This is a genomic window from Caenibacillus caldisaponilyticus (assembly GCF_002003465.1).
Classification (GTDB): domain Bacteria; phylum Bacillota; class Bacilli; order Bacillales; family Sporolactobacillaceae; genus Caenibacillus; species Caenibacillus caldisaponilyticus.
The window spans coordinates 1-2,268 of the sequence record NZ_BDDQ01000079.1; the positions used below are offsets into that span (position 1 = coordinate 1).

Here is a 2,268-nt window from a genome sequence, read left to right on the forward strand (position 1 = left end):
CTCAAACAGGGGCGCAGTTGGAGTGCAGCCGGTGTAGAGGCGATGACCCAATGGATAATTGCCGACAAGGATCGGTTGGAGGTCAAAACGTGGTTTGGGCAATGGGTGCCGAACCGTGAAACAAACGGTTCGGGTCGTAAGGCTCTAGAGACCAAAACCCGTAAAAGGCTGACCAAGCAAATCGTAAATGATGTACGTGACAACATCCCCTATATGAAACAATCTTCAGGCACGATGATTCACCGCGCTTTGAAAGGGCTGATCGGTTTTTAAACATTTGAAGAGAGCTTACGCAAGAAGTCCAAGAAAATAGGAGAACGCTTTCAAATTGCATTGTACAAGAAAAGTGCCCACAAAAGCTTGACTGCATCCTTGCGACAGGAACCCGTGCAGGATTTCATCGCTTATTGTAATATTGTATTGAGACATGGTTGCTTTCCTCCTTTTCGTTTTTGTTTTGGTCAATGTGCATTCTATCAAAGGGAAAGCAACGTGGCTCTTTTTACATTTCCTTTTTACACAATTTTACGGACTCAACTGAATGTAGATCCCTCTCCAACATAAATTCCACATAAAAGTAAAAATAAAAAGATGAGGAAAAAGCTTCTTGAAAGATAAATTCGTTTTATACTTTTTCCCAATTATTTTCTCCCCTTAATTGTGAAGTGAACAGACCCCCAACCGGATAATATCATTTATCCGATCTCCTACACCAAATACAACGGGAGGACCATTTGAATGTTCGTATCCAAGGAATGTACGATTACTTATTTTGTATGATTAATATCCGTCCGCACCAAAACCTTTAAATTTTACTTCTTTTATAAACACCTGATTTATAGCCGCATGCATAATAAGCACCTGGTACAGCAATTCTAATACCCGAAAACTCAACAAACTTTCCCCGATTCAAAAACTTTCAAAGGCGGAAATGCTCATCTTAAACTTTGCCTTCGTTGCCGGGTTCTTTTTTACGAATCAAATTCATGCTGCACCGATCCGCCGTCAAATGACCCACAATGCCTCCCTCCGAATCGTCACCTTCACGGGAGTTCTCGCGAGGATTTCGCCGTCGCTTTGCACGATCAGCGGAGATTCCGCCGTCACTTCGACGTTTTCCCCTTTCAACATCGTGACGCTCGGATGGGTGACGTGTCTTCCCGTGTACGTTTTGGGAAACGTGCGTATCAGCTCCCATTTGGATAAATCGTGCACGACGCAAATATCGAACAAACCGTCATCATGACAGGCATCGGGACAGATCTTGATGCCTCCGCCATAACTCGAAGTATTGGCGATGGCGATGAGCCAGGCATCTAAAAATGAGAACGCCTTCCCGTCGATCGTGAGTTCCACGTTGACGGGCCGATAGTTTAACAATACTTGCAACAAACTCAGGACATACGAAAGTCCGCCCAATCTCATGCGGTTCATCCAATTCTTATATTTGGCGCCCTGATTGACCTCGGCCACCTTCCCGTCAAAGCCGATCCCCGTCACAGTCATACAGTATTCTTCGCCCACTCTACCAATATCCATTTTCCTTTTCTTTCCGATCAAAATGCGCTCGAGCGCCTTTTTATAGTCCGCCGGTATATCCAGGGCCCTCGCCAAGTCGTTGCCCGATCCTCCCGGAATGATGCCCAATGGAATATTCGAACCGATCAACCCGTTCGCCACTTCATGGACGGTGCCGTCTCCGCCTATGGCGATAACGGCATGACATTGGCGAGAAGACAGCTCCTTCGCGATTTCCGTGGCATGTTTTGGGCGCTCGGTAAACCGCACCTGATAATGGATGCGTTTCTCCTGAAGCAACGTCTCGACTTTCTTCCAAACTTTTAATCCTTTTCCGTTTCCCGAGATTTGATTGACGATAAAACCGTACATTCATGAATCGTTCCTTTTTTATAAGAGGTGTGATCGTTGGGAGTTGAGTCCGTAAAATTGTGTAAAAAGGAAATGTAAAAAGAGCCACGTTGCTTTCCCTTTGATAGAATGGACATTGACCAAAACAAAAAACAAAAAGGAGGAAAGCAACTATGGCTCAATACAATATTACAATAAGCGATGAAATCCTGCACGGGTTCTTGTCGCAAGATCAAGGACTGGCCAAACTGTTGGAACAGGTCTTGAATCAAATCCTTGAAGCCCAGTTAACGGATCAACTTGGCGCCGGCCGTTATGAGCGCACAGAGGAGCGAAAAGGCTATCGAAACGGGTCTTATCCCCGGCAATTGACGACTCGGGTGGGACGGTTGACCTTGC

Annotated in this window: 3 protein-coding genes and 1 pseudogene; 2 read left to right on the plus strand and 2 right to left on the minus strand. The window is 45.5% G+C overall.

Annotated elements, in window-relative coordinates:
• Positions 1–273, plus strand: a pseudogene (locus CCB157_RS15840) (UPF0236 family protein); the annotation flags it as partial.
• A gap of 15 nt (positions 274–288) precedes the next feature.
• Here CCB157_RS15840 and CCB157_RS17725 read toward each other — a convergent pair.
• On the minus strand, positions 289–429 hold the full coding sequence (locus CCB157_RS17725) for a hypothetical protein (RefSeq protein ID WP_158077354.1): 141 nt from the start codon (positions 427–429) through the stop codon (positions 289–291).
• A gap of 576 nt (positions 430–1,005) precedes the next feature.
• Positions 1,006–1,890 (minus strand): diacylglycerol/lipid kinase family protein, encoded by an 885-nt coding sequence (locus tag CCB157_RS15845; protein ID WP_077616810.1) that lies wholly within the window; start codon positions 1,888–1,890, stop codon positions 1,006–1,008.
• 152 nt (positions 1,891–2,042) lie between these two features.
• On the opposite strand from CCB157_RS15845, the gene CCB157_RS15850 reads away from it, so the two are divergent.
• A partial coding sequence (locus tag CCB157_RS15850) for a transposase (protein WP_193432318.1) occupies positions 2,043–2,268 on the plus strand: 226 nt, incomplete at its 3' end.

Coding starts and splice junctions, on each gene's coding strand:
- CCB157_RS17725 (WP_158077354.1), bottom strand. CDS start 429: ATGTCTCAATACAATATTACAATAAGCGATGAAATCCTGCACGGGTTC.
- CCB157_RS15845 (WP_077616810.1), bottom strand. CDS start 1,890: ATGTACGGTTTTATCGTCAATCAAATCTCGGGAAACGGAAAAGGATTA.